General features: G+C 46.8%; 23 protein-coding genes. 10 read left to right on the top strand and 13 right to left on the bottom strand.

The genetic code is table 11. The annotated features are described in order from the left end of the window. Positions 1-50: 50 nt before the first annotated feature. From N6H06_RS04670 to N6H06_RS04655, 4 genes are read right to left on the bottom strand one after another with little or no spacing between them, the layout of a single operon-like run. Positions 51-1,376: an ABC transporter substrate-binding protein gene (locus N6H06_RS04670; protein WP_263705742.1), complete on the bottom strand. Its 1,326-nt coding sequence runs from the start codon at positions 1,374-1,376 to the stop codon at positions 51-53. A 13-nt stretch (positions 1,377-1,389) separates the two neighbouring features. Continuing rightward, positions 1,390-2,241, bottom strand: coding sequence for a carbohydrate ABC transporter permease (locus N6H06_RS04665; protein WP_062746011.1), 852 nt, complete (start codon positions 2,239-2,241; stop codon positions 1,390-1,392). A gap of 6 nt (positions 2,242-2,247) precedes the next feature. Then, positions 2,248-3,159, bottom strand: coding sequence for a carbohydrate ABC transporter permease (locus N6H06_RS04660; protein WP_062746009.1), 912 nt, complete (start codon positions 3,157-3,159; stop codon positions 2,248-2,250). Between the two features lie 26 nt (positions 3,160-3,185). Beyond that, on the bottom strand, positions 3,186-4,295 hold the full coding sequence (locus N6H06_RS04655) for a glycoside hydrolase family 88 protein (protein ID WP_082808219.1): 1,110 nt from the start codon (positions 4,293-4,295) through the stop codon (positions 3,186-3,188). 104 nt (positions 4,296-4,399) lie between these two features. Here N6H06_RS04655 and N6H06_RS04650 point away from each other — a divergent pair, with 104 nt between their 5' ends. The 4 genes from N6H06_RS04650 to N6H06_RS04635 all read left to right on the top strand — a co-directional run bounded on the left by N6H06_RS04650 (position 4,400) and on the right by N6H06_RS04635 (position 8,483). Next, complete coding sequence (locus tag N6H06_RS04650) at positions 4,400-5,281, top strand: AraC family transcriptional regulator (RefSeq protein WP_263705740.1); 882 nt, start codon at positions 4,400-4,402, stop codon at positions 5,279-5,281. Positions 5,282-5,371: 90 nt separating this feature from the next. Beyond that, a complete protein-coding gene (locus tag N6H06_RS04645) occupies positions 5,372-6,532 on the top strand; it encodes a Gfo/Idh/MocA family protein (protein WP_212954247.1) in 1,161 nt (386 codons plus the stop codon). Between the two features lie 11 nt (positions 6,533-6,543). Beyond that, positions 6,544-7,635, top strand: coding sequence for a Gfo/Idh/MocA family protein (locus N6H06_RS04640; RefSeq protein ID WP_062746003.1), 1,092 nt, complete (start codon positions 6,544-6,546; stop codon positions 7,633-7,635). Next, complete coding sequence (locus tag N6H06_RS04635; RefSeq protein ID WP_212954249.1) at positions 7,632-8,483, top strand: AraC family transcriptional regulator; 852 nt, start codon at positions 7,632-7,634, stop codon at positions 8,481-8,483. The genes N6H06_RS04640 and N6H06_RS04635 overlap by 4 nt, the downstream gene beginning before the upstream one ends. Positions 8,484-8,683: 200 nt before the next feature. Here the strand turns inward: N6H06_RS04635 and N6H06_RS04630 are convergent, their stop codons facing one another. From N6H06_RS04630 to N6H06_RS04605, 6 genes are all read right to left on the bottom strand, one after another. After that, positions 8,684-9,442, bottom strand: coding sequence for a sugar phosphate isomerase/epimerase family protein (locus N6H06_RS04630; RefSeq protein ID WP_212954250.1), 759 nt, complete (start codon positions 9,440-9,442; stop codon positions 8,684-8,686). A 97-nt stretch (positions 9,443-9,539) separates the two neighbouring features. Then, the gene (locus tag N6H06_RS04625) at positions 9,540-10,376 is read right to left on the bottom strand and encodes a carbohydrate ABC transporter permease (protein ID WP_095239253.1); all 837 of its coding nucleotides are present in this window, start codon (positions 10,374-10,376) and stop codon (positions 9,540-9,542) included. A 10-nt stretch (positions 10,377-10,386) separates the two neighbouring features. Beyond that, complete coding sequence (locus N6H06_RS04620; protein WP_095335843.1) at positions 10,387-11,313, bottom strand: carbohydrate ABC transporter permease; 927 nt, start codon at positions 11,311-11,313, stop codon at positions 10,387-10,389. Between the two features lie 11 nt (positions 11,314-11,324). Continuing rightward, the gene (locus tag N6H06_RS04615) at positions 11,325-12,629 is read right to left on the bottom strand and encodes an ABC transporter substrate-binding protein (protein WP_263705738.1); all 1,305 of its coding nucleotides are present in this window, start codon (positions 12,627-12,629) and stop codon (positions 11,325-11,327) included. Between the two features lie 14 nt (positions 12,630-12,643). After that, on the bottom strand, positions 12,644-13,756 hold the full coding sequence (locus N6H06_RS04610; RefSeq protein WP_094425767.1) for a Gfo/Idh/MocA family protein: 1,113 nt from the start codon (positions 13,754-13,756) through the stop codon (positions 12,644-12,646). A 14-nt stretch (positions 13,757-13,770) separates the two neighbouring features. Continuing rightward, positions 13,771-14,517: a sugar phosphate isomerase/epimerase family protein gene (locus N6H06_RS04605; RefSeq protein ID WP_263705737.1), complete on the bottom strand. Its 747-nt coding sequence runs from the start codon at positions 14,515-14,517 to the stop codon at positions 13,771-13,773. 122 nt (positions 14,518-14,639) lie between these two features. On the opposite strand from N6H06_RS04605, the gene N6H06_RS04600 reads away from it, so the two are divergent. The 3 genes from N6H06_RS04600 to N6H06_RS04590 are packed head-to-tail and all read left to right on the top strand — an operon-like array spanning position 14,640 to position 17,058. Continuing rightward, entirely contained in the window at positions 14,640-15,566 is a 927-nt protein-coding gene (locus N6H06_RS04600; protein WP_263705736.1) for an AraC family transcriptional regulator, read from the top strand. Positions 15,567-15,621: 55 nt separating this feature from the next. Further along, a complete protein-coding gene (locus N6H06_RS04595) occupies positions 15,622-16,629 on the top strand; it encodes a Gfo/Idh/MocA family protein (RefSeq protein WP_263705735.1) in 1,008 nt (335 codons plus the stop codon). A gap of 51 nt (positions 16,630-16,680) precedes the next feature. Then, entirely contained in the window at positions 16,681-17,058 is a 378-nt protein-coding gene (locus N6H06_RS04590; protein ID WP_263705734.1) for a thiol-disulfide oxidoreductase DCC family protein, read from the top strand. A 147-nt stretch (positions 17,059-17,205) separates the two neighbouring features. On the opposite strand, the gene N6H06_RS04585 is transcribed toward N6H06_RS04590, so the two are convergent. Both N6H06_RS04585 and N6H06_RS04580 read right to left on the bottom strand, forming a co-directional pair. Beyond that, positions 17,206-18,096 carry a PhzF family phenazine biosynthesis isomerase gene (locus tag N6H06_RS04585; RefSeq protein ID WP_263705733.1) on the bottom strand — a complete coding sequence of 297 codons (891 nt, stop codon included), beginning with the start codon at positions 18,094-18,096 and terminating at the stop codon, positions 17,206-17,208. A 180-nt stretch (positions 18,097-18,276) separates the two neighbouring features. Next, complete coding sequence (locus N6H06_RS04580) at positions 18,277-19,293, bottom strand: serine hydrolase domain-containing protein (protein WP_212954254.1); 1,017 nt, start codon at positions 19,291-19,293, stop codon at positions 18,277-18,279. A gap of 366 nt (positions 19,294-19,659) precedes the next feature. Between N6H06_RS04580 and N6H06_RS04575 the strand changes: the two genes are divergently transcribed. From N6H06_RS04575 to N6H06_RS04565, 3 genes are read left to right on the top strand one after another with little or no spacing between them, the layout of a single operon-like run. Next, entirely contained in the window at positions 19,660-20,205 is a 546-nt protein-coding gene (locus N6H06_RS04575) for a glycerol-3-phosphate acyltransferase (RefSeq protein ID WP_062745978.1), read from the top strand. Position 20,206: 1 nt separating this feature from the next. Next, positions 20,207-21,820 carry an aminotransferase class V-fold PLP-dependent enzyme gene (locus N6H06_RS04570; RefSeq protein ID WP_212954255.1) on the top strand — a complete coding sequence of 538 codons (1,614 nt, stop codon included), beginning with the start codon at positions 20,207-20,209 and terminating at the stop codon, positions 21,818-21,820. Continuing rightward, a complete protein-coding gene (locus tag N6H06_RS04565) occupies positions 21,813-23,651 on the top strand; it encodes an LTA synthase family protein (protein ID WP_263705731.1) in 1,839 nt (612 codons plus the stop codon). Before N6H06_RS04570 ends, N6H06_RS04565 begins: the two co-directional genes overlap by 8 nt. 77 nt (positions 23,652-23,728) lie before the next feature. Here N6H06_RS04565 and N6H06_RS04560 read toward each other — a convergent pair whose 3' ends face one another. Further along, positions 23,729-24,124, bottom strand: a complete 396-nt coding sequence (locus tag N6H06_RS04560) for a VOC family protein (RefSeq protein ID WP_263705730.1) — start codon at positions 24,122-24,124, stop codon at positions 23,729-23,731. Positions 24,125-24,262 lie beyond the last annotated feature (138 nt).

Genomic DNA, 24,262 nt, shown 5'->3' with positions numbered 1-24,262 from the left:
AAGAGCGCCACCCGACGCTCTTAGTATTTGCTCTTACATCTCTACTCTTTCTACCGCCCCTCAATCCACTCCATGCTCTCCTGTTGTGCCTCCTCCAAGGCTTGTTCTACTGACATCGTGCCAGTTAAGGCGCCTTCGGTTTTTGCTTGCAAAATGTAGCGTGGCTGGGAGGAGGCCCATGGGTAGCGGGGCGTGACGGCATTGCTCATCGCTTCGAGGACGGGTTCCATTAGCTCCATCTCCTGGATGCTTTCCCATTTGGCTGCCTGTTTAATGACAGGTGTAGCCCCCCATTCTTCCCATAGAAAGCGCTGGAAGTATTCGCTTGCGCTGAATTTAATAAATTCCCAAGCTAGGTCTTTGTTTTTGCTCGTTTTTCCGATTGCGAGCGGGCTGCCGGAGAACATCCCGCCGACGCCGTTTTCGTTTTTAAAGTTTTGCACAATCGGGAAGCGGTCTTGTAGACTTTGGGCGTAAATTGTTTTTAAGTTGCCGTTTCCTTGATTGACGCCAATAGCGATGTTGTTGCTTGGCGTCAGCCAGCGTTCATTGCCTTGACCGTTAATAAAGCTTTTTGGCATGTAGTCGGCGAGCTCAACCATCGCTTCGAGCGCCTGTTTCATTTCAGGCGAATCGAAGTGCAGCTCAATATCTTCCCAGCGTTGGCCTGTGCCCCATTCGCCGCCAAAGCCTTCCATAAAATTGGTGAGCGTTAAGGCGGTGTCGTTTGTGCCAGGGAAGTAAATGCCATAGTTTTGTTCACCTGTGACTGGATTTTCGCCTGTCATTTGCTTCGCTTTGTCGATCACTTCTTCTACTGTCGGGTATTCGGAGAGTGGCTCGACGCCCCATTGTTCAAACAACAGGTTGTCGTATTGGATGAAACGCCCGTCCCCAAGCACTGGGAGGGAGTAAATTTGTGGCGTGTCATCGTCTGGACCGAATACTTTCCAGCCTTCAACTAAGTTGTCGTTATAGACGCCTAAATCAAAATCGTCGTCTTCTTCAATGTAAGATTCGAGTGGTTCGACCAAGCCTTGGGCAGCAAAGTCGTTGACGCCTGGCATTTGGTAGACGTCAGCCTGGCTCCCAGCCAGCATCGCTTGTGTATTGGCGACATAGTTGCTCCACGGCATAATGATGAATTCAATTGTAACGCCTGGATGGAGCCGTTCAAATTCTGCTTTTGCAGCATGGAAACCGGTCGCTTTTTGGCCTGTAATCGGGTCTGTTGTATCTTGCATCTTAAAATCGCCAATCATCGCGACGGTCAAGTCTGCGTTTTCACTCGGGGCGTTTTCTGTTTCCGTTTGCGGCGCACAACTGGTGAGCATCACCAACGAACAGGCTGCCACAAGTGTACTCAATCGCTTCATTTTTGCAGTCCCCCTATTCTTTTAAGCCGCTAAGGGCAATGCTTTGGATAATATAGCGCTGCAAACAAACAAATACGATAATAATGGGCACGACGCTTATCGTTGCCAGCGCCATCGTCATTCCGGCTAATGCCGTTCCGTTTTCTAACGAAAAGCTGGCGAGAAAGAGTGGAATCGTCTGGAGCTGTTCCGAGTTTAAGACAACGAGCGGCCATACAAACTCATTCCAGTTGCCCATAAACGACAAGATGATGAGTGTCGCTGTAATCGGGCCGGCCAATGGCGCGTAAACTTGAAAAAATGTTCTGAATTCACTAGCGCCGTCGATGGAGGCTGCTTCCCGCAAACTGTCAGGAATTTGGTCAAAAAATTGTTTAGTGAGGAACACGCCTAGGCCATACAAAATCGAGGGCAAAATCACTGGCCAAAATGTATCGAGCAAGCCAACGCGATTAAACATCGAATACAATGGGATAAGCCGCGCTTCAATGGGCACCATCATCGTCGCAAGCACGACAAGAAACAGCAGCTTTTTCCCTTTAAAGCGCCCTTTTGAAAAGGCATAGCCTCCTAATAGCGCGGCTGACACTTGTAAAACGACTGAACCAAACGTTACCAATCCTGAATTAAGATACGCACGGAAAATGCGGCCATTTTCAAATACCAATTCATAGTTAAAGATCGAAAACAAATCAGGAATAAAACTTGGCGGAAACGGTACTTGAATATTGGCCATTCGGTCAAAGCTTATGCTCACCATCCATACAAAAGGAGCGATGACGAGCAGTGCGCAAACAAAAAGAAACACATAAATCACAATGTGAGCAACACGCCGGTTTGCTTGTTGGCTTTGGGCCAAATTCATCCCCTCCTATAGTTTCAAGCGTGTCAGCTTGAGGTTCAGTACTGTAAATGCAAGAATGATGAGAAACAGCAATACCGTAATGGCAGAGGCAATGCCAAATTCAAACCCGCCAAAGCCCCGCTCATAAATGAGGGCGACCACTGTCTGCATGGAACGGCTAGGACTGCCCCCTGGACCGCCGAGCACAAACACTTCTTGGAACCGCTGTAAACCAGAAATCCAGCCCATGATAAACAGAAAAGCGAATGTCCCTGCCATGTTCGGAATCGTGATAAACAGCCATTGTTGCAAACTGGAGGCGCCGTCGATTTCAGCGGCTTCATACAATTCTGGTGAAATCGCTTGCAAATTGGCCAAACAAATAATAATGACAAAGCCGAGCCAATGCCAAACAGCCAGCAAAATGACGCCTGCTTTTGAGGTCGACGGATCAGATAGCCATGGGGACGTCGGCAAGCCAAGCAAGTCTAAGAAATGGTTAATGAGGCCGACTTCCGGCTGGAGCACAAACATAAAAATCATCGCAGCAGCAACGATTGAAGTAACATTAGGCAAGAAAAACAACACTTTAAACATGCTTTGAAATCGTTTTATGCGATTGATCATGCTGGCGAGGACAAACCCGGCTGGAATCGCTAGCAGCAGCTGAAAAAAAGCAATATAAAACGTATTGTAAACCGCATTCCAAAATGCACTTGAACCTAAAACACGTTGATAATTGCCTAAACCAATCCACGTTTCGATCGTCCCGTTTGAGCGGTAAAAACTCAAACGGAACGATTCAAACACCGGATAAATAATAAAACAAGCAATCCCCAATAACGTTGGCAACAAAAACAAATACCATGTGATCGTTGATTTTGCGGCTTTATTTCGACGTGTCTGCAGTTGGACACTCTCCCCTATTTTCGCTTTCATCCATTTCTGGCCTCCTTTTCTTTCAATTAGAAAATCCGCCGTTGCCAACCGTTTCGTTTCGCAATCGCTTCAGCAAAGAAATAATCGCCATAAATAAGTGAGACGTGAATGTCGCGGCCTTCTGGGGCATTGCCTGTTGCCTTTGTCAAGATTGCCTCGCTTTCACCACTCGCCAAATAATGGGTGCTTAGCGATTGCAATATCTTTTCTGCCGCCCGCCGGTACATACGTTTTTCTGGCTGTGGCACTTGTGCTTCGATTTCCAGTAAGCCAGAAGCAGCGATGGCCGCGGCGGAACTGTCCCGTGGCTCCTCGTCGTCCCCACCGCAGCGAAAATCCCAATACGGCACATTGTCTTCTGGCAGCGCGGCCAGAAAAAAGTGGGCAATTCGTTTAGCTACATGCAAATAGGCGCGCTTCCCTGTATGGCGACAGGCGTTGGCAAAGCCATACAACGCCCAGGCGTTTCCCCGGCTCCATGCCGAGTCAGGTCCGTATCCTTGGCCGCCAATGGACTCGATAAATTCCCCTGTATGGGGGTTAAAAGAAAGGATATGGCTTGTGCTGCCATCGTCGCGGACGCCCCATTGCAACGTTGTATCAGCGTGTGCCGAGGCGATTTGTCCGTAGCTTGGGTCATTGGTGACGCGGCTGGCCCAATAAAGCAAAGAAATGTTCATCATGCAGTCAATAATGGCCCAGCCTTTTCTCTCGTCGCCATTCCACGCTTTAATAAAACCGCCAACTGGATTGAACCGTCCTGCCAAATAATTCGCTGCCTTCAAGCCGATTCGCAGCCCGTCTTCGTTTCCCGTTTGTTCATACTCCATCACCGCCGTCAACAAAAATTGAAAGCCAACATCATGATGCAAGATGATCGGATGTTCTTGGAATGCTTCCTCTATTTTCTGTGACCAACCTTCTGCTTGATTTTTAAAGAAAACATTGCCTGTAACATCATGCATCAGCCAAAGCAAACCAGGGTAAAAGCCAGAAGTCCACCAACTAACAGGCATATCGTCGTACCGCCCGCTGCTATTTGACGCATGGGGTGAACGGGGCTCCATTTGCTTGGCCATCTTTATGATGCGTTGTTCCAATTCATCGATGCCGATGATGTGTTGTACTGTTTCCATCTGACTCCCTCCTTTTGATACACATGATAGCGCTTCCACCAATAAAAAAATCATGATACAATGGAAAGAAATATTGTTTTGTTGCACAAAAGGAGTGCGGCAGCATGACAAAAAAGCCATTGTTCCAGCAAAGTCCCCAAAGCTCCGAAGCGCTTGATTGGCATCATAAGAAACTGTTTTATCCGACTGATTATAATGGCTATTACCATTGGCACCAAGGTTGTGAATTGCTTATTGTGTTTGACGGGGCCGGCAGTGTCGTTGTGAACCAGCAAATGTCGCCAATCAAAAAAGGCATGCTTTTTTTCTTCCAGCCCTTTCAATTGCACCATGTTGCGCCTGCTTCTGCCGCTCCATATGAACGGGCCACACTTCATTTCGACCCATTGCATGCCGAAAAGCGCCTAACGGCCTATCCGGCGATGGTCCAATTTTTCCGCCACTTAAAAAATGACTACAACCAAGATCCATTTATTGATTTTTCTGAAGACTACTTTTACATTCGCTCCTTATGCGACATGCATGACAAAATGGCTGAAGCAGCTTCGATCAACGAACGGGCTGAACGGGAAGAGTTGCTTTTGATTCAATTGCTCAGCTATATGCAGCATCAGCTAAAGGGACGGCCTCCTACAAAGGAGCTCCGCAAAATCCATTACGCCGAACGGATTATGGGTTGGATTGAAGACCATTTAATGGAACCTTTTAACCTGTCGCAACTGGCACAGGACTTGTATTTGTCCAAGTCGTATGTTTCCAAAGTGTTCCGCCGTGAGACAGGTAGCAGCATTACCGACTATTTAACAGCACGGCGGATGAAGGAAGCGTGCCACCTTTTGCAAACGACGAGCTTGCCTATCGACGAGATTAGCCAACGTATCGGCTTAACGAATGTCTCGTATTTCATTCAAATGTTCAAGCGCAAAACCAATGCAACGCCGCACCAATACCGCTTGTCCATGAATACAGACAACAACCACGTATAAGTAAGAATCGAAAATCCCCAACAATAGAACAGCTAAACCTACTCATGAAGACTACACTGTTTGTAAGCGCAAACAAAAGGAGAGGGTTTGATGGATCAAGTGCGGATCGGTGTGATTGGTGTTGGCAATATGGGCGGCGCCCATGCCGCTTACTTAGCAGATGGAAGCATAAAAGGCGCATGTCTTGGCGCATTATTGGAAGAAGACGGAGAGCGAGCCAGTGCCTTGCAACAACATTTTGGCGACGAAGTGCCTGTATTTACGAATGAAATCGATTTCTTTCACGCCAATGTCGTTGATGCCGTGCTCATTGCCACGCCACACTATAGCCACTCACGCCTTGCTGAGCAAGCCTTTGCCGCAGGCCTGCACGTCCTTTGCGAGAAGCCTGCAGGCGTGTACACGCGCCAAGTGCGGGAAATGAATGAAGCAGCTCAAAAAAGCGGGCGTGTGTATTCTTTAATGTACAATCAACGGACAAAGCCGATTTATCAGAAGCTTAGAGATTTGATCCAATCGGGCGAACTAGGGACGATTCGGCGAATGAACTGGATCATTACCGATTGGTACCGCTCGCAAAGCTATTATGACTCAAGCAGTTGGCGCGCCACCTGGCCAGGCGAGGGCGGCGGCGTCCTCATCAACCAGTGCCCCCACCAATTAGATTTATGGGGCTGGCTGATTGGCATGGAACCGAAACGAATCCGTGCTTTTTGCTCATTTGGAAAATACCGCGATATTGAAGTGGAGGATGAAGTGACCGCTTATATGGAGTACGAAAGCGGTGCGACTGGCGTGTTTATTACCACAACAGCAGAAGCTCCAGGGACCAACCGCCTTGAAGTGACTGGCACAAGAGGAAAAGCGGTCATTGAAGGCGAAACGCTGTCTTTTTGGCAGTTGCGGACGCCAGAGCCCGCGTTTAACGCATCCTATAAAGGTGGTTTTGGCGCTCCAGAACATTGGAAAATCGATATCCCTGTCGCAGGCACCGAAACGGGGCACCAAGGCATTACCCAAAATTTTGTCGATGGGATTTTACATGGCGTTCCACTAATCGCCCCAGGCGAGGAAGGCATGCAAGGCCTGACATTATCCAATGCCATGCATTTGTCAACGTGGATCGACAATTGGGTCGAACTCCCTTTAGATGAAGGCCTTTACGAGCAAAACTTAAACGAACGAATCCGAAACTCTCCAGGAAAAACGGTCACAACCAATCAAACGTTGGATGTACGAGAAAGTTACTGAGGAGGAAAACGATGAGCAAGCAAAATGGGATGAATTATGCACCAAAAGGAAAACCAAACAAAGTCGTCACTAAAGACGAATTTCGCTTTTCCGCGATTGGGCTTGACCATGGACATATATACGGTATGTGCAATGGCTTGCTCGAGGCGGGGGCAACGCTTGTGTCTGTGTACGATCCTGATCCTAAAAAAGTCGCTGCTTTTGTTGACACTTATCCAAATGTGCAAATAGCTGCTAGCGCAGCCGACATCCTTAGCGATGAAACGATCGATTTAATAGCCGCGGCGGCGATCCCATCTGAGCGGGCCGCCCTTGGCATTCAAGTAATGGAAAGTGGAAAAGACTATTTTACGGACAAAGCGCCGTTTACATCGCTTGAGCAGCTTGAACAGGCGAAAGCAGCCGTTGAGCGGACTAAACAAAAATACATGGTTTATTACAGCGAACGCTTGCATGTTGAAGCGGCTGTATTTGCAGGCGATTTAATCCAGCAAGGGGCGATTGGCCGCGTTTTGCAAGTAACGGGGTTTGGACCGCACCGGCTTAACGCCCCAAACCGTCCAAAGTGGTTCTTCCAAAAAGAAAAGTATGGCGGCATTCTTTGCGACATCGGCAGCCATCAAATCGAGCAATTCCTGTTTTTCTCCGGGGCCCGCGACGCAACGGTGCTTCACAGCAAAGTCGCCAATTATGCCCATCCTGATTACCCTGAACTCGAAGATTACGGCGACGCGACACTTGTCGGCGACAACGGTGCGACACACTTTTTTAAAGTGGATTGGCACACGCCAGACGGGTTAAGCACATGGGGAGACGGACGGACGTTCATTACAGGGACAGAGGGGACCATCGAACTGCGTAAGTATGTCGATGTTGCCCGTGACCAAAATGGCGACCATCTCTATTTGGTAAATAAAGATGGCGAGCAGCATTTTGCTTTATCTGGGAAAGTGGGCTTTCCGTTTTTTGGCGAATTGATTCTTGATTGCCTAAACCGGACGGAACACGCAATGACCCAAGCCCATGCTTTTAAAGCAGCGGAGCTGTGCTTGCGCGCCCAAGCACAAGCTGAGCGTATGATGCCATGGGAGCAAACAACATGAGCGGCGCGCTTTTACAAACGCCAGCATTGAATTTTAACTACAAAGAAAACCATAAAAATGAACGGACGCTTTCCTTCCACTCTCACGAACAGGCAGAAATCTTTTATTTTCATGAAGGCAAATGCACGTACTTAATTGGCGATCAAATTTTTTCCCTTGCCCCTGGCGATATCATTTTAATGAATGGCTTGACACTTCATTGCCCAAAGCTGTATCACGGCCATCCTTATGTCCGCTCAACGATTCACTTTGACCACCGTTTTTTTCAAGAGGTGTTTCAAGCATTAGGCGACGACCACGCCCTTTTGCCATTCGCACAAGTGAAGCCAGTACGCCTCTCTTTTACTGGGGGGAGCCGCCAGCAATTGGAACAGCATCTAGCCCAGTTACATGATAGCCAAAAGCGGGGTGGCCCTATGGCTGCCCCCCGCTTCCAGTTAGCTTTTATGGATCTGCTTCTTTATCTTTGCTCCTATTGGGGCACGTCACAAAACGAGCTCCCTAAGGGAGAAATGAGCCAAAAAGAAAAGACCGTCCAAGCGGTCGTCTCCTTTATTGAAAGCCATTATCATGAACATCTCGGTCTTGAAACGCTGGAAGAGGCACTTCACGTTAGCAAATACCATCTGTCGAAAGTGTTCAAAGAAATGACAGGCGTAACCATTTTTAAATATTTGTATCAGCGGCGAGTCAATCAAGCGAAAATTGAACTTCTCGTAAGCGACGCCAGCATTACTGATATTTGCTACCAAGTTGGCTTTCATTATCCGTCCCATTTCACAAAAGTATTTAAACAGTTCACAGGCATCACACCTGCACAATACAAGCGTCAAAGCATGTCTGGCTAAGCGGTGGGCGCTTAGCCACAGACTGTAGACAAATGCTCGCATACGTCGTCGTTTGCCTCAGTCATATGCTTTGAAACTGTCGTTTCATGCGCAAGAAAACCGCTGCTCATGAACCCATGTTCTATTCGCATCTTCCCTCGGCTGCACTTCTCGTCTGACAAGCGTTTTCTATCAGTCTGAGGGAGGTTATCCACTAGTCGTTAAAGCTGTGTCGCCAATTGCTGTAAGTTGGCGAGGCTTATGCGCAAGCTGTCCATCGGGTCCCTTTTGCATACATCTTGTTCGACAACATACCACTCTACTCCATTTTGTTCGCCCCATTGCAAAATCGGCAAAAAGGGGATCGACCCTTCTCCGACTTCGGCAAATGTCTCTTCCTCATCTTTCGTCATGTCTTTCAAGTGAATCATTGGCATTCGCCCGCTGTACGTCTGAATAAATGTGTATGGATCGCGCCCGCCTTTTTTAACCCAGTAGACGTCAATTTCAGCTAGAATGCGGTTGTCTTGGCTCGGTTCAAGCAAATAGCTAAGCGCATCTTGACCATCGATGGTTGTCTCAAACTCGAAAGCATGGTTATGGAAACCGATTTGAAAATCAGGTGCCTGTTGCGCCACTTTATTTAGCCCTTCCTTAACGGCCCGGTAGCCTTCCACCGTCCGCAGCTCTTCAGGCAAATATGGGCAGAACAAAGCATTTGTCCCGTATTTCTTTGCCTCTTTCAGCACAAGGTCAAGCTCATTCGTCAAGCGAGCAAACGGCACATGCATTCCGGCAGCGACCACATTGTTCGCCTTTAAATGGTAAGCGACTTCATCTTGGTCATAGCCTGCTGGCAACCCTGACAATTGCAGCCCTTTATAGCCCATTTGCGCGAGCTCTTTAAAGACTGGGCCAATGCCGATCGTTTTTAACTGTTCACGAACAGTAAATACCGTTACTGCGAGTTTTTCGTTCACCTGTATCGCCCCCTATGCTTCTACTATAGGCGATTCTAGCCACACGCGCTTGTTCTTCGTTGTGTAAAACGGCGTTTTGTTTTTCCCTCATTGTGATTTAGCCTTTGATGCCTGTAAACGTGATTCCGCGAATAAACGTTTTTTGCATGAAGAAGAACAACACGATAATCGGCAACGTCATCAGCGTCGAAACGGCCATCATCATATGCCACTGAGAACCTTGTTGGTTTTGGAATTGCTGGAGCCCAAGCGACAATGTATAGGTTGCTTCCTCAGTCAAGTAAATAAGCGGTCCAAGAAAATCGGTCCACGCCGCCATAAATTGGAACAGCGCGACTGCTAACACAGCGGGCTTCGCTAATGGAAACATGATTTGCCAATAGATGCGCCATTCACTGGCCCCATCAATTTTTGCAGCTTCCCGTAATGTGTCAGGAAGGCCTTTAAAAAATTGCCTCAGCAGAAAAATCGAAAAAGGGACACCGAAAAAAGCGGGCACAATCAATGGCAAGTTCGTTCCTACCCACCCTAACTGGTTAAAAAGCAAGAAGAGCGGGATCATCGTCACCTGTGTCGGGATCATCATGACGCCAATCGTAATCGCAAACAACGCATTGCGGCCGCGCCACCGGAGTTTTGCAAAACTATAGGCTACTAGGGGACAGGAAAGAACAACTCCGAGTGTGCTTAATCCTGTAATAACGGCGGTGTTCCATGTGTATGTCCAAAACGGAATATACTTTGTTGCTTCAATATAATTCTCCCATTGGAAAGGCCGCGGCAAAAATTCTGGCGGAAACGTAAAGACTTGCGTAATCGGCTTAAAAGAAGTAGACACCATCCACACAAAAGGAACTAAAAACAAAATCGATGCAAGAATTAAAATGGTATGAGCATAGATGCTTTTTAATCGTTTTTTTGCCAATGTGTTCATGAGGCACCTCCTAATCGCCTTGGTAATGGACCCATCGTTTTGAACTCCAAAAAACGATGGCCGTCAATGCCATAATGATGACAAACAAAATCCATGCCATTGCCGATGCATAGCCCATCCGGAAATAACTAAACGCGTTGTCATAAAGATACATGACGTAAAATGTCAATGAATCAGCAGGGCTTCCAGAACCTTGGGTCATCGTATAAGGCAGTGTGAATTGCTGGAACGCCCCAATAAAGCCCATCACCAAATTGAAGAAAATCACAGGCGTCAACAACGGCAGCGTAATATAAAACGTCTTTTGCAGAAAGCTTGCGCCATCAACTTCCGCTGCTTCATAGTACTCTTGCGAAATATCGCTTAGACCAGCCAAATAAATGATAACCGCCTGTCCAATCCCCCAGAGCGACATCAAGATCAATGCCGGTTTTGACCAAAATGTGCTGCCAAGCCAAGGAGGCCCCTGTATGCCAAACCAGTCTAGAACGGCGTTGACCAACCCGAATTGGGGATTTAACAACCAAATCCATAAGATCGCCAATGCGACATGGGGAACAAGAGTCGGCAAAAAGAAAATCGTCCGGTACACGGCCATGCCGCGCACCCGCATATTCAGCACCATCGCCAAAGCAACGCCAAAAATAATGCTTAAGGGCACGAATAAAACAGCAAAATAAATGGTATTGTAAATCGAAATCCAAAACAACTCGTCTTGAAACAACTCGCGGTAATTAGCCAAGCCAATAAATTTGCCGCTTTGCAAAATGCTGTAATCCGTAAAACTGTAATATATTGAAGAAATCAAAGGGTATGCGAAAAAAAGCAAAAGCCCAATGATCCAAGGCAACGCAAACAGCCAACCGGCTAAACTTTCATTCGAGCGCTTGCGACTTACCCGTATTCTCGGCGCCTTTCCCGTTTCCAATTTTGCCATCTTCCACCCTCCTAATTTTCCTCTTCGGCCACTTTTTTAGCGACTTTATCAAGCAACGCCTGGGGCTCGTCTCTGCCGTGGATCGCATACTCCACTGCCCGGTCGAGCTCGTTCCATAACAATTGCCCGCTTGCAATCGGAGGCCGCGAATTCGAATCCGGCAAAATGTCAATAAATTCCTTCATAATCGGATCATCGCCATATAGTTCTTCATTGACCGTATCAATCACCGACATTTGGTGGTCCATTTCATTGAACGTACGCTGTCCTTGTTCGCTGCCGAAATATTTCATAAATTCCCACGCCTCTTCAGCATGTTTGGCTCCTTTCGGAATGATCAGTGACATCCCTCCTGACCATGTCGCAAAATTGTCGCCTGTTGGCGTAGGGACAGGGGTCACCCCATAATTTAAGTCAGGATTGTATTGATTAATGGTAGAGATCGAGAACGGGCCATCAACTTTCATGCTATAAATTTCTTGAATAAAAGGGTCCATCTCATTGCTTCCTTGGGCTGTGTCAAAACTTGTGACCGTCGCTGCGTCATACTTGTCGGCAACTGAAACAAGCCATTCCAACGCTTCGACATTTTTCGGATGATTGATCGTCAGCGCGCCTGTCTCTGGGTCATAAAAATCACCGCCAAATGCCCATGCCCACGTGTAAAACCAACCTTGCGCCGTCCATGGCACCATACCAAGCTCCTGCACGCGCCCATCTTCAATCGTTGAGAGCTTTTCAATCGCCTCTTCTAATTCCTGAATCGTTGATGGCGGATGATCAGGGTCTAGCCCCGCTTCGACAAAGCGGTCTTTATTGTAAAAAAGCAGCCTTGAATCGGTTGTCAGCGGCATGGCATAAATGTCGCCCTCGTAAGTCGATTCTTCAACCGCATAGTCATAATAAATTCCCATATCGTAGTGATCGGCTTCAATAAAAGGCGTCAGCGGTTCAAGGGAATTCTCTGCCGCATATTGGGCGACTTTGAAACGGTCGAAATGGGCAAGATCTGGAGGATTGCCGCCAGCAATTGCTGTCAAAAGCCGCTGGTCGTCTCCTTCAGAAGAGGCGCTATAAATCGGTTGCACAAAAATGTCGTCCTGACTTTCATTAAAGTCAGAAGCCACCTGTTCGATGGCTTCCAGTCCTTTTCCAGTATAGTTATGCCAATAAGTGACCGTCGTCCGTCCTTCGACGGTAATCACTTCTTCCTCAAGCTCCTCTGTACCCGTGTCTGCGCTGCTGCATGCCGTTTGAACAGTCGTGACTGCCGCCAAAAGACCGACCCATTTCAAGGAACGAAAACGAATAGACATGATTGGCACCTCCATTAATTGGTCGTCGCAGGTACATTGGCCTCATCAAAATAAATGGTTTTGCCTGTTTTCGCTGATTGATAAATCGCTTCCAAAATTTCACTGACAACAAGCGCTTGTTCCGCTTTTACGAGTGGCTCCGTGCCGTTGCGAATCGCCTCAATCCAAAGGCGCGCTTCCTTGTCTGCTTGGCTTTCTGCGCCGCCTTCATAATAGGCGACTCCGCCAGCGTTTAAATCTGGCTTCGTTACGTATAGGCGGCTTAATTTTTCGCCGTTGATCCGCAAACCGTCACGCATATCTGCGCCTGCTTTCGTGCCACACAATGTCGTTTTTGCTTCATCCACATCAAGCGTATTAAGGGCCCAGCTTGCCTCCAATGTAATCGTTGCGCCATTTTCCATCGTAATAAACGCAAATGCCGAATCTTCGACAGTAAACTCTTTTGGATCCCACGGGCCAAAAGCATTGGCCGCATTTTCTGTATTCGACAGCTTGTAGTAAACATTGCCGACAACGCTTTTAACGTTGTAGTTATTCATCGTCCATAACGTTAAATCTAGGGCATGGGTACCGATGTCAATTAACGGGCCGCCCCCTTGTTCTTCCTCGTTTAAAAAGACGCCCCACGTCGGTACCGCACGACGCCGCACGGCATGTGCTTTCGCAAAGTAAATGTCGCCTAGCTCGCCTTGTTCCACAAGCTCCTTCAAATAAAGGGAGTCATTGCGGTAACGGTTGTCATAGCCGATTGTTAGCTTTTTGCCTGTGCGCTTTGCTGTCTCCACCATTTGCCGTGCTTCAGCGGCCGTTTTCGCCATTGGCTTTTCGCACAGCACATGCTTGCCTGCTTCCATCGCTGCAATGCTGATTGGCGCATGGGACTTATTAGGCGTACACACATGGATGACTTCAATCGACGAATCCTTCAATAGCTCGGTGTAATCGGTATACACATTCGCGCCTTCGCTGCCGTACGTTTCCGCCGCTTTCTCTGCCCTTTCTTTAATAATGTCACAAAACGCCACCATTTCGACGCCTTTCACTTTAGCCAAACTCGGCATTTGTTTGCCATTGGCAATGCCTCCGCAACCAATAATGCCAATTCTTACTGTCCGCTCTTCCATTTCAATCGCTCCTTTTATCGTAATGAATGCAAAAATTGGGCGCTTTCTTTAATTGATTCAAACTCATCTTTGTCAAACTGCTCTTGTTCAACCGTGTACCAGTCGACACCGTGCTGCTTTGCGGCTGCATGAATCCCGTGAAAATCCATTATGCCGCTGCCAACTTCAACATTGCGCAATTCCTGTAGGTTGTTCATATCTTTCATATGCAAAATTTTAATCCGGTCTTTATAACGGTGAATCCAGTCAATGGACTTCTGCCCCGTTGCTTCCAGCCAGAACGTATCAAGCTCCATAAACAGATAACGTGGGTCCGCAGCGGCAAATAACAGATCAAGTCCGTATTCGCCTTCAAATTGGGTAAGTTCGATGTCATGGTTGTGATAGCCGAACGCAATATTGGCCGCTGCTGCCTTTTCACCGATTTTCGTCAACAGCTCTCCTGTACGTTTATAAGCATCGGCGCTGTCCCGATAAGGCTCAGGCAAGCCAGGGCAAATAATGTAAGGGCTTTCAATTTCGTTTGCATAAGCAATCACTTCATCCAACTGATCTGTCAGTTGTTCGATCGATATATGGCTCCCCGCCGCAACGAGTTGGTTATCTGCTAACCTCTTTTTTAACTCCTTGCTGCTTTTGCCAAAATATCCGGCAAATTCAACACCTTCATACCCTGACCTCGCGACCTCGTCTAATGTGCCAAAAAAATCAGCGGCACACCGTTCTTTAACGGAATACAATTGCAAGCCAATTCGAGCCATGTTCGCACACCACCTTTACCGTTTTCTGAATTCTTTCGAAAAAATCGTACCATGTTCGGCTCAATTGATTATATACTAGAACTATTCAATTATATTAAATGTTTGTCATAAGGAGAGATAGGATGTTCACGCAATTAGATGCTTACAAAGAACAATTGCCAAGTGGAAATGACATTCGGGAGCCGATCCACTGCCATATGCAAACAAGCGAACCAAACCGACGAATTGCCAGCCCCCATTTTCATGACGCCATTGAACTGCTCTATTCGTTTTCTGGGCGCGCCCGCGTTTTTGTGAGCGGGCAACCGTTCCTTATGGAGAAAGGCGACTTAGTGATTATCAACTCCAACGAAGTCCATGCAATATGGGCAGAGAGCGGTGAAAATGTCGAATACCTTGTGATTAAACTTGATCCTGAGGTCTTGTATTCTACATCACGCTCGATTTTTGAGTCTAAGTACGTATTTCCTTTTACGATGTCAAAGTCAAGCCCGCAAACACTGCTAAAAAGCAGGGAAATGGCAAGCACCGTCATTCCAGCAACGATTACAAAAATCAATGACGAATTTTCACACAAGGATTACGGCTATGACTTTGCGATCCGGATTCATATTTGCACGATTTTTTTAGCGGTTTTACGCCATTGGCGCCAATCAGGCATTTCTGTTGGGACGGAATCGATCAATGACAGCGATTTCCAGCTTATGCGGCAAGTGTTCCAATTATTAGAAAGCCACTACGCTACAGCGCTGACGGCAAAACAAGCAGCAGCTACATGCAATTTAAGCTATAGCTATTTTTCTCGAAAAATCAAAAGCATTACCGGGCGTTCGTTCACTGAACTGCTGAACTACATTCGAATCACAGAAGCGGAGAAACTATTAACGACGACCGATTTAAGCATTACAGAGGTAGCGGTGAGCGTCGGCTATTCGAGCACAAGCTATTTTATCCAGCATTTTAAACAAGCTAAACATCTCTCACCTTTACGCTTTAAAAAGCGTCTTCAACAAAGCGTGTTTGATAAAAATGAAACTTTTTTGTCTTGACAGCAATTAACTGACTCTCTAGTATGGACTGTATTAACTGCTGAGGAGGAGTACAATGATTCAAGTTGCATTGTTAAGCCGCTGGCATGTCCATGCCAATGATTATGCCCGCCAAGCACTGGAGAACCCTGATTTATCTGTCGTTGCTGTCTGGGATGAAGAACGAGAACGGGGAAGACAGTGGGCGAAGGAGTTAGAGGTTGATTTTTTCGAAGATTTAAATGAATTGCTTGCCCAAGATCAAATCGACGGGGTGATTGTCGACACGCCTACTTCCATGCACAAAGATGTAATTCTTGCTTGTGCCGCTGCAAAAAAGCATATTTTTTCCGAAAAAGTGTTAGCGCTTACAGAGGAAGACTGTATCGCTATCTTTGAAGCTGTAGATAAAAACAATGTCTCGTTAATGCTGTCATTGCCTCGTTTAAATGACCCGTCTTACATCTATGCCCAACAAGCACTTGATAACGGCTGGCTTGGCCAATTGACGTCCATCCGTTGCCGGCTTGAACATGGCGGCGCCTTGCCAACAGACACGCATCCAGACGGGTGGCTGCCTCCTCACTTCTATGACAAAAACCAATGCGGAGGCGGCGCCTTAATTGACTTAGGTGCCCATCCGATTTATTTAACAAACCGCCTTGCTGGCGAAGCAGCGTCTGTCATGTGCGAAATGGTTTCGTTCACCGAGCGTGAAGTCGAAGACCATACCTCAGTCATCGTCCGCTATGATTCTGGCGCAAGCGGTATTATCGAAGCCGGCTTTATTGGTAGTTCCAGCCCATTTTTGCTTGAGTTGCATGGTACAGAAGGCAGTTTGCTCGTTGAAGACCGCTCAGTCCGCATCCGTTCCAGCCAACTTGGCGACGGATCTTGGCAAACGCCGACACTACCAGAGCCTGGACCAAGCGCAATCGCCCAATGGGTTGCGGAAATCAAAGATGGCAAAAAGCCGCATATTACACGAGAGGATATGCTCCGCTTAACGCAAATCAATGAAGCTGCGCTGCAATCGGCCACAGAAGGGCGCCGTATTTTCTTAAAAAGCGCGCAACCCGTGTAATGTGTTTAACTTGGACGGTTTTCGGCAATACGGTTGTTGAGGTGAGTGGACATGAAAACCGATATTGTCTTTTATGACGCCCAATGCCCGTTGTGCCGAGCCGTGAAAAAAGTCGTTATGAAACTAGACTGGAACAGGGAACTTCGTTGGTTCCCTGTCCAGTCCGTAAGCGAGACAACACGAAAAAAAGCAGCCCGCTATGTAGACATGTATGACGAAATCTATGTCCTGTCAAAAGAAGGCCAAGTATCGATTGGTTTCCAAGCTATAAGTAAAGTCCTCTCCCGCCTGCCAGCACTAGCCTGGCTCACTCCATTGCTTTCCTTTTCCTTGGTAGAGATCGTTGGAACGGCAGCGTATCGCTTCATTTCCAGCCACCGCCACCAATGGTTTGGACGACTTTCGATCGAAAAAGCAGTGCCGAAATGAAGGGATAAGCGGAAACGTGAATAAAATGACTGAAGGTGCTGTCATACCTTCAGTCATACTATAGCTCGTTTTCCTGCAAAGGGGATCAGTAGAGGGTAGAAGAATCATCCACCAGAAACAAGAAGTGCCTTTTCAGCCATTGCTTAGCTAGTCACCTATTTCGACCATGAAGCTGTCAACGTAAACGCCTTCCCCTTTAATCGAGACATGAGGCTTGCCGTTCTTGTCCGTCTTAACAACGACAAGAACGCGCCCATCTTTGCCGATTTCTTGCCCTTGTTCGACGAGCCACTCCTGTTTGCTGTTGTCAATATACGTTGTCCCGTAAGCACCCATTACACCAGACGCCGTCCCCGTGACTGGGTCTTCGATCGTGCCTGAATATGGAGATGAAAAGTGGCGGCCATGAAGATCGGCGTCTGGGTCGATCGTTTCCACACAAAAGGGATGGACTGAACAACGGGGCTTCTCTGTTAAAATCGCTGGAAATTCACGGTTTTGCGGCTTCATTTGCGAAAAAGCGTGAATGCTTTTTATCGGCACGAGAAGCGTCCAAGTGCCTGTGCTGCCGTACATAATCGGCAGTCGGCTGTCTAAATCGGATGGAGACAAGCCAAGTGCTTCCGCCAGTTTAGCAGCTGATCCATTGAAGCGTTCAAATTGAGGAGCTGCCTGTTCCATCGCAATCATTAACTGCCCTGCCTTTGTTTCCAACTCCATGTTTAAAATGCCCGCTTTTGTTTCGAGGGTAAGTTTTGTTTGCTTGTCAATCGTTCCAGCCTCGACAAGCGCTTGCAATGCGGCAACCGTACCGTGGCCACACAAATCCATTTCATGTCCTGGCGTGAAATAGCGCAAGCGTAAATCTGCCACATCGGAGTGAAGAACAAAAGCCGTTTCGTTAAAGCCAACCTTTTTAGCGATTTCTTGCATGTTCCTTTCTTCTAACGCATCTCCTTCAAAGACAACGCCAGCAGGGTTTCCTTTTCCTTTCTGTCTGCTGAACGCTTCGTAATGCCATACTTGTATATGTTTCATCTTTCTTCCTCCCACCACCTAAGAAAACCTCCCCCTATGTAGGGGGGAGGGGCTATTTCGGAATTCTATGTTTGTTACATGTTACAAGCGAGCTTAAAGCCGTTGTGTTTGCCCCGCCCGCTTATTTGCTTTTTATCGCTTTCAAACAATGCCTAAACACGGAGAGAACCTCATAAGTCCTTATGTGAAAAGCGCGGTTTCGATCGCCGTCTGCAGTGCGAATGCACCGTCAGAGTTGTTCGAACATACAACGAGCACATGCCCTGTTTCAGGGTAACAAGCCATTCGGAAATTGACTCCTGGATCATAGCCCATAAAAATATGTTTGTTTACGCGGCCAGCCTCGCCCTTCATGTACCCGCCATAGCCGTAAAAAAGATCGCCTTCGACTTGTACATGAGGTGCCAACAGCGTAGCAACCATTTCCTTAGACATGAGCTTGCCTGCGCCTAACTCTTGCCATAGCTTCGCCATTTCTGGTGCTGTCACATAAGCGCCCCCGTCAGCCCCTCCTTTAGCTGGAACAGAAAATACATTTGTGCGCCATTTGCCATTTTCTTCGTCAATGTAGCCAAGAGCAGCGCCTTCTGGCAGAGCATCCATTTCGAAAAAACCGGACCTAGTCATGCCTGCTTGTTGAAAAATCGCCTTTTCAACATAGTCGCTAAACGGAAGCCCGCTTGCCTGCTCAACGACAAGGCCGAGAACAATGTAGCCAGAATTGTTGTAACGGAATGTGGTTCCTGGCTTCTCTTTCATTTCTTGTTGTTGGAAAAGTGGCAAAAAATCTTTTCCCTTTCTCATCTGGTAAACAGGCGTTTGCTGCCAAAGCTCCTCGTAGTCGTCCATGACTTCTTCGTCAAAATAATCGGCAATCCCGGAAGTATGGGTCAACAGTTGATGCACCGTTATTTCAGGGTCGAACCCTAAGTTATCGATTTCTAAACAATCGGCCAATTTGCTATCTAAGGGCAACTTTCCTGAGTCAGCTAGTTGGCAAACCGCAATCGCGGTTAGTAACTTTGTGCCTGATGCCATGCCGTAGCGGGTATTCGTTTGGTTAGGGATTTGTTCGGCTCGGTTGGCAAAGCCAAAACTGTCTGTTACGGTGCCTTCTGGAGTAGCTAAGTAATAAGTACCAGCAAAAGTTTCTGCTTTTGCTGTTTCTTTCACTACTTGTTTGATCGTTTCCATCATATTTTGTCCTCCTAATGATCTTTCTTAGTAGTGCTATCAAAAAAATGTGATCATTTAGGTTAGACTCATGTCAGCTTTACGTATGGCATCTAAAGCCCCTCCTTTTTTCTAGTTTAACACATCGTATGGGGCTATAGTTGTTAGGCTTTTCTTCTTTCAAACTAGCGATGGACAAACGATTCATCGAGCATGGCTACAGATGCTTCTATTGAATCTCCTCTATTTTTCCAGTTCGTACAAGAAGGCAATGTGTCATTTCATCTTTCAAAAACAACCTATCTTTTAGAAAGGTTCTTAATCCTTTTCATAGAGTGTGATATGATAAAACGGTAAAAATTACTATCTTCTCTATAAAAGGGCGATTCCATGGCATTTTTCCTACTCGTTGCTGTATCCTATGCATGTGGCTGTATAAACGGGGCTTACTATATCGGACATATGAAATACAAACAAGACATCCGCACTTTGGGAAGCGCGAATGCTGGGGCACGAAATGCCGGACGCATTTTTGGCAAAAAGGCCTTTATCGGCACAGTCGCGATCGATGCGTTAAAAACAATTATTCCATTAGCCATAGGGAGAATGTGGCTTGACGTTTCTGATATCGTTATTGGTGCAATGGCTTTGGCCATTCTCATTGGCCATATTTGGCCGCTGCAATTGCAGCGCTCAGGTGGAAAAGGAGTCGTCGTTTATTTGGCGGCTGCGCTTGTGCTAGCCCCCCTTGCTTTAGTCGTGTGCGGCCTAGCACTTGCCGTCTTGCGTGCTTGCAAACGATCGTTTACGAAGGCAGGCCTGATCGCCATTTGTACGATCCCGCTTACACTGCTTTGCCAAACTGCATACAGCCTTGCTGGCTTGTTTGCGCTTTTGCTCATGATTGTGCTATTTGCTCACAGAAAGGGGCATTGATATGGACACATCTGCGATTACATACAAGATTGCTGATACAGATGAAGAATTCGATCAAATTCATAAGTTAAATTACGACACCTTTGTCGAAGAGATCCCGCAGCATCGCCCAAATACAGAAAAAAGGCTCGTTGACCGTTTTAATGACGAAAACCTGTACATTATTGCCAAGCGTGGCCAAGAAATCATTGGCATGATTTCTATTCGCGATACGCGCCCATTTTCATTAGACAGTAAATTAGAAAACCTTGACTCTTACATAAATAGCGATGAAAAGCTATGTGAAATCCGGCTGCTTTCGATCAAAAAAGAATACCGCAAAGGGATTGTCTTTTACCGCCTATGCGAGCAACTCGTTTCCTATTGTCTAAAACAAGGGTATACGATGGCCCTTATATCGGGGACAACGCGGCAATTAAAGCTTTATAAGCGGATTGGCTTTGTGCCGTTTGGGCCGCTTGTCGGGTCTGAGGAAGCCCGTTACCAACCGATGTATTTAACAGAAGAACATTTTAAAGCTTCCACCAAAGCGTTTCAAAAGTTAATGGAACGGCAGCAAGCGCCTGCCCAGCAGTTGTTTTTGCCTGGGCCTGTCACACAACTGAAAGCTGTGCAAGAGGCTTGGGCCAAGGCTCCTGTGTCTCATCGGGCCGAAGAATTCCACCAAGTGATGGCACAAACGAAAGAAAAGCTACTTCGGCTAACAAATGGTCATTATGTGGAACTCGCGGTCGGGACAGGGACACTCGCCAATGAGATGGTAGCAGCTCAACTGTCAACGCTAAATCAAAAAGGAGTCATTCTCACAAGCGGTGAATTTGGCGAACGGTTAGTCAAGCAAGCAGAGCGGTGGGGGTTATCATTTGACCAATTGGCCCATTCCCAAACTGGCCCAGTTTCTTATGAAAACATTGAAAAATGGCTAGAGGCCGATTCTGAGATTGGCTGGCTTTGGACCGTCCATTGTGAAACGTCGACGGGACGCCTGTATGCTCTTGACCGTCTCAAAGAGATTTGCGGCAAACATGACGTTCGTTTATGCCTTGACGCATGCAGCAGCCTCGGCTCTGTTCCTGTTGACTTATCTGGCGTCTGGCTTGCCAGTTCCGTCAGCGGCAAGGGATTGGCGGCCTATCCCGGGCTTGCCCTTGTCTTTCATGACGAGCCAGCTTTTGTAAATGATTCGTTGCCTGCCTACCTTGACATTGGCACATATGAACAAGCGGAGAGTGTACCGTTTACCCATTGCTCGAATGGCTTGTATGCATTAAATGAAGCACTAAACCATCCAGCTCCGCCATATGATTCTTTATGCCAGTCCATATTGGCTAAACTAGAAGCGAATGGCTTTACAGTAGTACGCGGCGAGTCTTTTTCTCCTGCTATTATTACAGTTGACCTTTCTGGCCACTTGTCTGCAAGAGAATTTGGCGACCGTCTCAAACAACACGGCATTCATGTCAGTTATGAAAGCGCCTATCTGCTCGAACGCAATTGGTTCCAGCTAGCGTTAATGGGCCACATCGACGATCGCTTTGCCAAAAAAGCAGTTCATACCATTGCTACCATCTATGCAAAAATGAAACAAGAACAGGCGGTTCACAGTTATGAATGAACTCAAACAATTTTTAACAAAACATCTTATTCGCTTAGGTGTTGTCGCACTATGGCTGAAAACCGTGATTGTGTCGGCAACGGCATTTTCGTTGCCTATACAAAATGGCGTTGACGTCTTTTTATTGCTCATCGGTCCTCTCGGTTCTCTTATGCTCTTGCTTGGCTTTAGTTTTTACTTTAGCAAGCATGTTCGCCCGCTCGTGTTTTTGCTTGTTTATCTCTTATGCACAGCGTTGTTGTTCGGTACGCTTTTATACTACCGGTTCTATATTGATTTTCTGACTGTGTCCGTTTTCCTGCAATTTAGCAATGTTGGTGGGCTCGGATCAAGCACAGCCGAGCTCGTTTCACCTTATGATTTGTTGTTGCTCATCGACTTATTTGTCGTTGCTTGGTTCACCATTAGCGCAAAAATAGAACGACGACCGATTGAGCGCCCGCACGGAAAAGGTTTTGCCTGGTCCGGTTTGGTGGCGCTAGTAGTGGCACTAGGCATCAGCCATATTCAAAATCCGTATTTGCTTAAGACTGATTACGCCAGAGATGAACTTGTCGCTTCTCTTGGCCTCTACAATTATCAATTGGTCAATCTTGCCCAAGGCATTAGTGCGCCGCTGAAAGAAACGTGGGCCAATGAAGCAACCGCTTCTGGCATACAAGCGGAAATGCAAGAAAAACCGTCTCCTGACGTGGATGTGTTTGGCGTCGCACAGGGAAAAAACATCGTGATGATTAGCCTTGAGTCCACGCAAAATTTCGTGATTGGGCAGACGGTAAATGGCAAGGAACTAACGCCATTCTTAAACCAATTGATTGAAGAGAGTTTTTATTTTCCAAACATTTATGACCAAACCGCACAAGGCAAATCATCGGATATGGAGTTTATGCTGGATACCGGCTTTTACCCGCTATCCAGCGGCTCGGCATTTGTACGGCGTTATGAAAATACATTTCGCTCCCTTCCTCAAATCTTGAAAGAACAAGGGTATACATCGGCCGCTTTCCATGCCAATGATGCGACTTTTTGGAACCGTGAAGCGATGTATGAAACGCTAGGATATGACGAGTTTTTCTCAAAAGACGATTATGAGATAACAGATGAGTTGAGTGTCAACTACGGGCTGAAAGACAAACCCTTTTTTGCCCAGTCAATTGACCATCTCAACACGTTGGAACCACCCTATATGGCTAAATTTATTCCTTTGACGAACCATTTTCCGTTCTTGCTTGAACAAGAGGACCAATCAATTGATCCAGCCGACACAGGAGTCGATGTAGTCAATCGCTATGTGACGACCATTCGCTATCAAGATGAAGCCATTGAGCAGTTTTTTGCCGATCTCAAAAAAGAAGGACATTATGAAGATACCATCTTCCTGTTATACGGCGACCATTACGGGATTTCCCGCCAATACGAAAGCGGTGTTCATACATTGCTTGGCCAAGAAGAAAATACACTAACCCATATGGATTTGCAAAAAGTACCGCTCATTATCCATATCCCTGGGCAAACAGGACAAACGATTGAAACGGAAGGCGGGCAAATCGATATTCATGCTACCCTTCTTCAGCTCTTAGGACTTTCTGCCAATGAGAACATAACGTTTAGCTACGACTTGTTCACCCGTCCTAGCGATGTGCCGATTATCTTTCGCGATGGTCGATTCGTATCTGAGAAGTATTTGTATGCAGACCACACTTGTTATGACCGAAAAACTGAACAACCTGTAGAGGAAACATACTGCGCCAATGATCTAGAAATTGTCCGAGAGCAGTTGGCTCTCTCTGATGAGATCTTGCTTGGCGACCTACTCCGTTTTCTTGACTAATCATTATACACGGCCCTTGTGACAAGGGCCGTGTTTTCCTAACCTCGCTCCACATAAAAGCCCGCTTGCTCAGCGGGCTAAAGGTGCTCTATATGAATCACTTCCCATAAGTTTCCGTCTGGATCTGAAAAAACAAATGAGTAAGACCATTCATCGCGCTGGCGCGGGTGAATGAAGTGTGCAGATGTTGCTGCGACTTTCGCAAAGGCAGCGTCAACTTCTTCATCTGACTCGCAGGCCAACGTTAAAATCGTGCCATTGTTCGCTTTTTCGGTAATGCCATAAATTCGGGAAACTTCCGATCTAAGCATGAGGATAAGGCCTAGGCCATCTTTTACTTTGAGCGCAGCGTGGGTAGCATCTGGTTGGATTGTCTTTTTTATTGGTTGAAATGGCAATGCCTTTTCATAAAAACTCAGCGCCCGTTTTAAGTTGCAGACAGGCAATGTAATCATTTGCAATGATGGTTCCATGGCCACTCTTCCCTTTCCTTTATTTTATCATTTTGCCCGATACGATGGTGTTTTACCCATAAAAACGTATCCTTTTTAGCCCGCTTCCTGAACTTTCTTTCTATGAAACTGTTTATTTTTTCTACTAGATGGCTAGAC

The sequence above is a fragment of the Shouchella tritolerans genome (assembly GCF_025770735.1).
GTDB classification, from domain to species: Bacteria; Bacillota; Bacilli; order Bacillales; family Bacillaceae_D; genus Shouchella; species Shouchella tritolerans.
Note: the sequence above shows the minus strand (reverse complement) of the source record. Positions and strands in the feature narration are given on the sequence as shown.

What these genes read in the sequence shown, in the direction of transcription:
- N6H06_RS04645 (WP_212954247.1), top strand. Translation starts at nt 5,372, where the DNA reads ATGGATCAAGTGCGGATCGGTGTGATTGGTGTTGGCAATATGGGCGGC.
- N6H06_RS04655 (WP_082808219.1), bottom strand. Translation starts at nt 4,295, where the DNA reads ATGGAAACAGTACAACACATCATCGGCATCGATGAATTGGAACAACGC.
- N6H06_RS04625 (WP_095239253.1), bottom strand. Translation starts at nt 10,376, where the DNA reads ATGAACACATTGGCAAAAAAACGATTAAAAAGCATCTATGCTCATACC.
- N6H06_RS04595 (WP_263705735.1), top strand. Translation starts at nt 15,622, where the DNA reads ATGATTCAAGTTGCATTGTTAAGCCGCTGGCATGTCCATGCCAATGAT.
- N6H06_RS04560 (WP_263705730.1), bottom strand. Translation starts at nt 24,124, where the DNA reads ATGGAACCATCATTGCAAATGATTACATTGCCTGTCTGCAACTTAAAA.
- N6H06_RS04665 (WP_062746011.1), bottom strand. Translation starts at nt 2,241, where the DNA reads ATGAATTTGGCCCAAAGCCAACAAGCAAACCGGCGTGTTGCTCACATT.
- N6H06_RS04585 (WP_263705733.1), bottom strand. Translation starts at nt 18,096, where the DNA reads ATGAAACATATACAAGTATGGCATTACGAAGCGTTCAGCAGACAGAAA.
- N6H06_RS04660 (WP_062746009.1), bottom strand. Translation starts at nt 3,159, where the DNA reads ATGAAAGCGAAAATAGGGGAGAGTGTCCAACTGCAGACACGTCGAAAT.
- N6H06_RS04575 (WP_062745978.1), top strand. Translation starts at nt 19,660, where the DNA reads ATGGCATTTTTCCTACTCGTTGCTGTATCCTATGCATGTGGCTGTATA.
- N6H06_RS04620 (WP_095335843.1), bottom strand. Translation starts at nt 11,313, where the DNA reads ATGGCAAAATTGGAAACGGGAAAGGCGCCGAGAATACGGGTAAGTCGC.
- N6H06_RS04605 (WP_263705737.1), bottom strand. Translation starts at nt 14,517, where the DNA reads ATGGCTCGAATTGGCTTGCAATTGTATTCCGTTAAAGAACGGTGTGCC.
- N6H06_RS04565 (WP_263705731.1), top strand. Translation starts at nt 21,813, where the DNA reads ATGAATGAACTCAAACAATTTTTAACAAAACATCTTATTCGCTTAGGT.
- N6H06_RS04670 (WP_263705742.1), bottom strand. Translation starts at nt 1,376, where the DNA reads ATGAAGCGATTGAGTACACTTGTGGCAGCCTGTTCGTTGGTGATGCTC.
- N6H06_RS04615 (WP_263705738.1), bottom strand. Translation starts at nt 12,629, where the DNA reads ATGTCTATTCGTTTTCGTTCCTTGAAATGGGTCGGTCTTTTGGCGGCA.
- N6H06_RS04580 (WP_212954254.1), bottom strand. Translation starts at nt 19,293, where the DNA reads ATGATGGAAACGATCAAACAAGTAGTGAAAGAAACAGCAAAAGCAGAA.
- N6H06_RS04640 (WP_062746003.1), top strand. Translation starts at nt 6,544, where the DNA reads ATGAGCAAGCAAAATGGGATGAATTATGCACCAAAAGGAAAACCAAAC.
- N6H06_RS04650 (WP_263705740.1), top strand. Translation starts at nt 4,400, where the DNA reads ATGACAAAAAAGCCATTGTTCCAGCAAAGTCCCCAAAGCTCCGAAGCG.
- N6H06_RS04600 (WP_263705736.1), top strand. Translation starts at nt 14,640, where the DNA reads ATGTTCACGCAATTAGATGCTTACAAAGAACAATTGCCAAGTGGAAAT.
- N6H06_RS04570 (WP_212954255.1), top strand. Translation starts at nt 20,207, where the DNA reads ATGGACACATCTGCGATTACATACAAGATTGCTGATACAGATGAAGAA.
- N6H06_RS04590 (WP_263705734.1), top strand. Translation starts at nt 16,681, where the DNA reads ATGAAAACCGATATTGTCTTTTATGACGCCCAATGCCCGTTGTGCCGA.
- N6H06_RS04610 (WP_094425767.1), bottom strand. Translation starts at nt 13,756, where the DNA reads ATGGAAGAGCGGACAGTAAGAATTGGCATTATTGGTTGCGGAGGCATT.
- N6H06_RS04635 (WP_212954249.1), top strand. Translation starts at nt 7,632, where the DNA reads ATGAGCGGCGCGCTTTTACAAACGCCAGCATTGAATTTTAACTACAAA.